This window comes from Limnofasciculus baicalensis BBK-W-15 (genome assembly GCF_024178385.1).
Taxonomy (GTDB): domain Bacteria; phylum Cyanobacteriota; class Cyanobacteriia; order Cyanobacteriales; family Coleofasciculaceae; genus Limnofasciculus; species Limnofasciculus baicalensis.
This window is the reverse complement of record NZ_JAMZMM010000076.1, coordinates 1-7804: the sequence shown is the minus strand read 5'-3', so window position 1 is coordinate 7804 and position 7804 is coordinate 1. Positions and strand designations below refer to the sequence as shown.

Below are 7804 nucleotides of genomic sequence, written 5' to 3'. Positions count from 1 at the left end.
AAGCCGAAGGTAAGCAGCTAGGGAAGTTAGAATCTATCCCCCGATTGCTGGAGTTGGGTTTGAGTAAGGCAGTACTTGCAGACGCTTTGGATTTACCGCTGGAAGTGGTGCAATCGGCAGCCGATTTGTTTCATCAAGAGAATCTTACTGCTGTTATTGAATTATTGAATAATCACTCATCTTTATTTTCTGCCCAAGATTTGGCTGAGTTGGCTGAGTTAATCGCGCCATTACCAGATAATAGGGAAGATTTATCGAGTGCGATCGCAATTTGGTTTAAGCAACCCTCTCGCGTAGCACAGTTTACTGTTTTAAAGGAGATTCGTCAATCTTTGAGTAGTGGTACGGTTGAAGAGGGATTGACTGATGATGTTACTCCGGTTAATAGTGCTGATTTGATTATTAATCAGGAAATGCTGTTAGCTACTATCTCAAGTTTAGCTGCGATCGATTAGATTTGGGTGAATGAATCCACGGCTACACTTTCCGAAGTCCGCCTGCGCGGACTAATTAATAACCCGCGAAGGCGGGTTTTGTTTGTGTAGATGCGGTTTTAACCGCCATTTGAGAATGAGGGAGGAGAGTTTTGATGTTAATAGTTAATAGATTTGAGATGATGTGGGGATAAGCTTTTCAGCCATTTTGCGCCAGCGTCGGCAGAGTTATAATACAGAATCAAATCTTAGTCGAGGGGAAGTTGATCGGGTTTATTTGCGATCGCTCTCGATTATGCTAGTAGAAGGGAAGTTGAGCAGGTTTATTTGGGATCGCCAGAGATGATCGTAGCAACTCGCCCCTACACTCCCCATGCCCCATTCCCCATTCCAGCATAAAAGACCAAGTTTTGATAAACTTAGACAAGCGGCTTCTGGTTAACGCCTATGTCATCCTCTACTAATACTCCCTATCGCAGCAAATTATTCAACGTTGTCAATCGCCAATCTCGCCGATTGATGGAAAAAAGTGAACGGGCTATCCGGAATCTGAAAGTAGCCGCCACCTGGGGGGCGCAAATTCTCCTCTATCCTGCATATCTATTAGTCCAAGCTACTATATCCGCTGGAAGGCAACTCGGGGGAAAAGCTAAATCGGGATTTTCTAAATTAAATTCATCCAGCCAATCCAAACCATCCCAACCCCAAACAATAATCCCTCCGGCTGATACTCCTATTCAGGAAATCCTAAAAAAAATTACAATATTACCACTGCCAGATGTACAGACTAGTTTCAATAAGTCGCAAAACCTAACCCCCCAACCCCCTGCCCTTTCAGGGCAGGGGGAGGAAGATTTTATCCTCTCCTCTCCTGCTCAAGTAGAGGCGGAAATCTTACTCTCCTCCGCTAAAAGGAGAGGGGTAAAACAGGTAATTGAGAATGGTGCAATTCGTCCATTAAAATGGACTGAAATTATTATATCCCAGTCCTCTTTAAGAGGACTTAAGCTATTAGCCAGTGGTTTAAACCACTGGCGGTCTGCGGCACTAACCCAAAATATCAATATAAATAACCTTAGCACGAAGCCAAACAATTTCTGGTCACCCGGTTTTTTCTCATTTATTCAGGCTGATGCGTCAATTACTCAAACAGAAGATAACGGTACATTAATTCCAAATAGCCACAAACTGACTAATAATACTCCCCAAACTGAAGCTGATAGTAAATTAATCTCACATAGCCAAAAACTAACTAATAATACCATACCAAACTTAGGTCGTCAGTCTTGGGTAATTCAAGGAGTCGCTACACTACTAGAAACTCGCAGCTTAGTGCTAGTTACTGTCGAAAATGAAATTCTCGATATTCTTACCCCAGAGCAGCAGCAGAAACTATCAGCCAGAATTAGTTGGGAAATAGCTAACCTCTTCCGTCAGTGGCGTATCGCCGGAAAATCGCTCCTGAAAAAACAGCCCCATCGCTTCAGTAGCGTGGCTGGAGCAAATCTATTTCTACCAGTGAGAATGTTTTGGCAGTTAATGGGGTGGGTACAAACTAGTCCGATTGCGGTTACACTTAATCTTTTTAGCGAATCTACTTTAGTCACAAAGATTAATAGTCCCAATCTAAATCTAATTAAACCATTAGAACCCATAACCGCACCATTAGTTAATAATCCCAATCTAATTAAACCATTAGAACCCGCACCCGCACCATTAGTTAAAAGTATTCTCGCTAAAATAATACCAGAGAAAGCGTTATTATTCCTAGAGCCAAAGGGAAAAGGCTTAGATGCTGATACCTTAGCAGCAGAATCGCAAAGTTTAGTACAAGAGTTAAAAAATGCAATCCTATTTAGGCAACAAACCCAAAACCCCATTCAAAAATTAGAAACTCAATTAATCACCCCCCAAAACTCAACCTCACCAACAGAAAAAGATAACTCCCATCCATTTTGGTTACAAGATTTAATTTACCGGGCGATAGACTACTTTTTCGGGAGAAGCTCAAACTTACTCGAAACAAATTCAGATAAGGAAGGAGGAGTAAATCAGCTAGCAGGAATTGCTTATAGCTCAAATATTCAATCAAAATTAACCGCTTCAGAAATAGAACCAGATCCTTGGCTAACCTGGGATGACTTATTTGGCAAATCAGATATAGCAGATAAAAATATTACCCCATCTCAACCAACTCATTCTATTTTAAAAGGAGATAGTGCCAAAAATCCCCCCCAACTACCTGAAAGATTAAATAGTAAGATAGCCGCGACAGGGATAAATTCAGCTTGGGGATTGATTCATGGCTATCTGAAACCCAAGGAAAATATAACAATTATCGATAATGATACCAGAGAAGAAACCTCAGAGTTACAACAAGGTTTAGGTGGAGAAAGCAGTAAAAACCTGCCAAATATAATTGGGAAGCTGGTAATATCCTTTAGAGAGCAGTTTACAGTAGAAGCACCCGGTGCTATTGCACTTAATCCTAACCCCTTGGTGTCTTTGAGTCTTGGTGTTAGTACAGATATACCCTATCCCACAAAAACCCCTAAGCCAGTAAAACGACGTAAAAACAAGCAAGTAGCCCCGACACAAAATCCGATTAAAGTAAGTGAAACAGTATCAAATCTGGATAGACCAATTATCCCACAAACCGTCACCAAAACTCAAAATCAACAACTAATAACCAACAAGCAAAAACTTACAACTACAGCCAAATCCACCGATATCCAACCAGCACCAGACTGGATTGAAACTAAAGCAATTCGTACTGGATATGTTAAGCACCCATTAGAGTTAATTTTGGAGTGGTTAGATATGGCTATAGTTTGGGTAGAGGAGTTATTTCTGAAAGTTTTAGAGTGGGTGCAGAAGTTATGGCGTAGTATAAGTAATGGGTAAATTGATGATGATATAGACTATTAGCAATTAGCCACTCCCTATTCCCCACTCAGGGCGAAGCATAAGGATAGTCAAATTCTGGTTAAACAACAAAAGTTATCGCCCAAATGCTACGCCCCTACAGCAAATTGTCCCCACTCCCTATTCCCTAGTTTGCCCCTGAATAACCGGACGATTTTCAATACTATCAAAAACACCAGGATTACCACTCCAATTAAAATCATTAATTCTAAAACTAATAGATCCCAATTGTTGAACAGGATTAAAGCGTAGAATAATATTATAACTACGCCGACTATATTCTACCAAGAAATCAGTACTAATATTCTCGCTAGTATCTAAATTATAAGTAGTCTGTATCCCAAAACGAAAAGGACCATAAATTTGTTGAACAATACCAAAAGACAACACCTTACTATCAGCAACCCGATCGAAAAGAAACGGAGATAGATTGCCAATCCCAACCTGAGTATAACTAAGATTAAATCCAGTATAATCTAAATAGGGACGAGAAAAATGTCCCACTTGTCCCGATATGCCAATGGAACCGCTGATGGAATTCTGACTATCCCCATTACTATAAGCACTAGCCACACCCGTGACAGAGCCATTTAAAGCCAAATAGGGAACCACTGGCGATGGAGTATAGCGCAATCCTTCTGTACGAGTTGGAGGTAAAGGTTTACCTTGCCAAAGTAACAAACCCCGACTTAAAGTCGCACTCCCTTGATACCGAGTCAAATTAATCCGATTATTATCTCTAATCGGTTCGAGTAAATCCAATCTATCTGTATCCGCGATAATATTTTGAATTCCACCTTGATAAGATAGATTTATTCCAGTTTTTCCCAAAGCAATAACTGGCGAAGTGACAACAGCACCAAAACTACTCCGCACAGTTTGAAAGCCTAATGAACCATTAAAAAGGCGATCGCGATAACTATATTCTAGATTAAAATTGTGAGGATACTTAGTCCCAATTACCTGTCGCAGTCGTAAACTAGAGCGGAGTTGCTCTGAGAATTCATCTGGATCTAAACTAGTAAATACCGCATTACCCGTCAAAGTTGTCCGTGGAGTTAATGTCGCATCAAGTTTAGCTTTCAAACCAAAAACAGAAGGATTAATTACACCATCTGAGAAAATAGCCTTTTGGATAAAATACTGAGGTGTCAGACGCAATCGTACAGCAGGAGTATCGATTACCTCAAAAGCTCGCTCAATAAATAAACCACCCCGCTGCTCATCATCAAAGCCAAAATTAAACAAAGCAGGTTGTCTTTCTCGACGATCTATTAAAATGCGATTGCGGAATGTTGGGATCGAAAAACCCCCATCAAATACTAAACGAGGTTTAGTAGCGACTATTTCATCCACTAAGGGAGAAAGTCGCCGAAATCTCATTGTATTTGCCCGCAATTCTAATTCTGGTGGCGAAAAAGGATCGTTACTCAGCCGTACATTAGTACCAACAGCATCTGTTCCTTCAAAATCAATTTGATCCGCTTCATACCGAAATCGATTAATCGTCCCCTCCGATTGAAAAGAGCCTCTATTTGCACCAATTAATCCTGTTTGGGGATCTATTTTTAAAGCACTCCCAACAAAGAAAGAATAAGCGCCGGGATTACTAATACCTTGGAGGGGTTGATCGCCAGAAATGCGATCGCTAGCAATCCGTTGTTCCTCTTTAGCCGCAGGATTGATGGGAGATGGGGAAATTGTCACATCTGTTCCTGCTGTGGGGGCATAAACTTCCCCCTTAGCATTTGAAATAATACCGCTATCTTGAATTAAAGAATACTCAAATCGTTCACCTCGGAGTATTTGATCGCCTCGTTTTAGAGTAACATTTCCATCAGCAACAAGAATACGATTTGGCAAATTAACTTGGACGCGATCCGCATTGAGCAAAGCACCGCGAAATCTTAATACTACATTTCCTTGGGCAGTAACAACTTTTCTCTTATCGTCGTATTCTTGTCGATCTGCTGTTAGTTCAATTACACCTGTAATCGTAGTATCAGTTTCCGGTTTTTTAATTTCAGATTCAGGTTTTTCTTCAGTAGTAGATGGTGTTTCCTCTCCTGACGTATCTGGCTTTGGTGGTATCTCCAGATCGGGTGTAGCGGGAGTCTCTTCTGTGGGGATAGTCAACTCAAATTCCCGCTGTTGTCCAGATCTAGATTGTGCCACCAAACGCTTGACATTGGAGAGATTAAGTGTTATAGATACGCTCGGCTGAGAATCACCAACAGAAATAGGCGAACCGAGTACAGCCGCACTTTGATGTTCGATTAGCTCAGTTTTCGCGATCGCAACCCCAGCCAGAGGCATCGCCACAGAAATAGGCGAACCGAGTACAGCCGCACTTTGATGTTCGATTAACTCAGTTTTCGCGATCGCAACGCCAGCCTTTGGTATCGTTTCTGTGCCAGAAGCTACCCTAACGCCCCCCGACTGCATCGCAGGGGAATAAATCCCCGGCTCTTGTACCTCTAACCTCTTACCTCTTACCTCTTGCCTTTCTTGAGAAGACTCTGGTGGTAAGGTTTCAGGGGGAGTTGGAGTGGGGATTACTGCGGTTGGATGAGTTTGGATTATCGCCGAGCCTGATGGACTATTCGAGAATAGGTTTAATTTAGCAACCTCTGAGGAAGTTACAGGTCGAATAATGACAGGAATTTCAGGCGGCTCAACTGGGTGGGGCATCTTTCAACAGTAAAAGTCGAATGGACAGCTTGAAAACGTAAACTACATAAACCATAGTCGGAGTACCGACTATGGTTTATGCTTTCAGTAGCCCTGTACCAAATCAAATAAGCTAGGCTGAAAGTACTCAACTTTTTTACTTAGCTCACACGACAGGTACGAACCTCCGGGACTGTTTACAGAAGCCCCCAAAAGTTTAATCACGTTGGCACCATTAAAATCGGCATCACCTTTCGAGTGGCAATGCCCACACTTGAAAGTTTTACCACTGCGGTAGGACTTTCCTGTTACTGGATGGATGTGGAGGCACTTGCAACAGGTTTGACTTGTATAAGCTGGATTAACTTTGATTATTTCAACTCCAGCACCAAGAGCTTTGTAGTCCAAGAACATTCGTAACTGAAAAAATGCCCAATTGTTGGAACGCCTACGTTCAGTTTTGCTTCTTGGTTGCTCATTTGTACGCTCACGAATTCCTGTTAAGTCTTCGATTGCAATTGAGCATTCAGACTGTTTAGCCTTCCCGACAATGTGTTTACTGACGTTATGGTTGACCCACGATTGAAAGCGCCTCTCCCTGCCAGATAACCGTTGCAAAATCTGCCTAGCTCTACGTCTAGTTGACCTTGTGCCTTCTGTTAGCGAAGCGGGCGCTCGTCTTCGAGCGACAGCTTTCTTTTGGAGAGATGCTCTTACTCTTGAATATCTATCTCGAATCTGTGTTATTTGTTGCCCTGAAAAGCTTTCTCCCTCACTGGTTACAGCCACATCGCGACGCCCCAAGTCTACCCCAATTACACCTTGGGATTTTTGAAGACTTGGGGCCTCATTCTTTACCTGAATATTTACCGAGTAGGTTCCATTCTGATGTTTAACCAGAGTCGCAGATGTTGGCGTAAAACCAGATAGTTTTCCTTTCTGGTAGCTACCAACATCAACCAAGAAGCGCTCTCTCCCGCCAACTAGCGTTAGCGATACTGACCAATCTTTCTCCCTGAAGGAGAAGATTCGAGCATCATAGTCAGCAGAAGTTGGGAAAAATTTCCTGACGGGTTTGTTCATACGTTTGGCTGTCTTGCGGTTAGAACTCACCCGATTGATGGCACGGATAGCAAGGTTAGAAGCTAGTCCAAAACGTTCCCTCACTTCACCATAAACTTGATTTTGGATGGTTACGTTGTGGGTAATCTTGGATTCTACGACTTCATTGATGTAGTTGCAGGCATCCGCAAACGCCTGAAGGGTTGCTTCTATTTTGGCAACCTGCTCAGGACTTGGGTCAATCTTGCAGACTATCGTTAACACTTGCTTTTCCATACCCACATTATATCACTGCAATGAGTATTTATTGGCAAACTCGGTTTCGACCTTTTCCTCGGCATTCCTCTCACCGCTGAACTATCGGGGGTACTCGGCTACGCGAGGGTAAATCCCCCTCTAGCTATAGCGGGAGCCTCCTGCCAAAATTAGATGACAGTTTGCCGCGCTGAATAGTTGCTGGTGAGATACGCCTTCCATCCAAGACAGTAAGTCAAGGATAAAGCGATGCGCAATTATTTATTCCAAATCCCGGCGTTTGGGGTTCCGAGCTGGATCGCCTGACAAAAAGCCAAACACAAATAATGCCACAAAAATACTAACAACGATATAAACCACTATCTTGAGGGTTTCCATCTCGATCTCTCCCAGATTAAAGAACTGTTTAAACAACTTTACATTATAGGGGGCAATGGGGAATAGGGAATAGGGAGTGG

General features: G+C 42.4%; 4 protein-coding genes and 1 pseudogene. 2 read left to right on the top strand and 3 right to left on the bottom strand.

The genetic code is table 11. The features are described from left to right. Together NJ959_RS10005 and NJ959_RS10000 are read left to right on the top strand one after the other, a co-directional pair. Positions 1-455, top strand: a pseudogene (locus tag NJ959_RS10005) (Rpn family recombination-promoting nuclease/putative transposase); the annotation flags it as partial. 426 nt (positions 456-881) lie between these two features. Beyond that, on the top strand, positions 882-3338 hold the full coding sequence (locus NJ959_RS10000) for a hypothetical protein (RefSeq protein ID WP_254011608.1): 2457 nt from the start codon (positions 882-884) through the stop codon (positions 3336-3338). A 141-nt stretch (positions 3339-3479) separates the two neighbouring features. Here the strand turns inward: NJ959_RS10000 and NJ959_RS09995 are convergent, their stop codons facing one another. The 3 genes from NJ959_RS09995 to NJ959_RS09985 form a co-directional block, all read right to left on the bottom strand. Then, the gene (locus NJ959_RS09995) at positions 3480-6050 is read right to left on the bottom strand and encodes a DUF3769 domain-containing protein (RefSeq protein ID WP_254011607.1); all 2571 of its coding nucleotides are present in this window, start codon (positions 6048-6050) and stop codon (positions 3480-3482) included. An 84-nt stretch (positions 6051-6134) separates the two neighbouring features. Next, positions 6135-7367, bottom strand: a complete 1233-nt coding sequence (locus NJ959_RS09990) for an RNA-guided endonuclease InsQ/TnpB family protein (protein WP_309242592.1) — start codon at positions 7365-7367, stop codon at positions 6135-6137. Between the two features lie 240 nt (positions 7368-7607). Beyond that, positions 7608-7724, bottom strand: coding sequence for a photosystem II reaction center protein I (locus NJ959_RS09985; protein WP_254011615.1), 117 nt, complete (start codon positions 7722-7724; stop codon positions 7608-7610). Between the last annotated feature and the right edge of the window lie 80 nt (positions 7725-7804).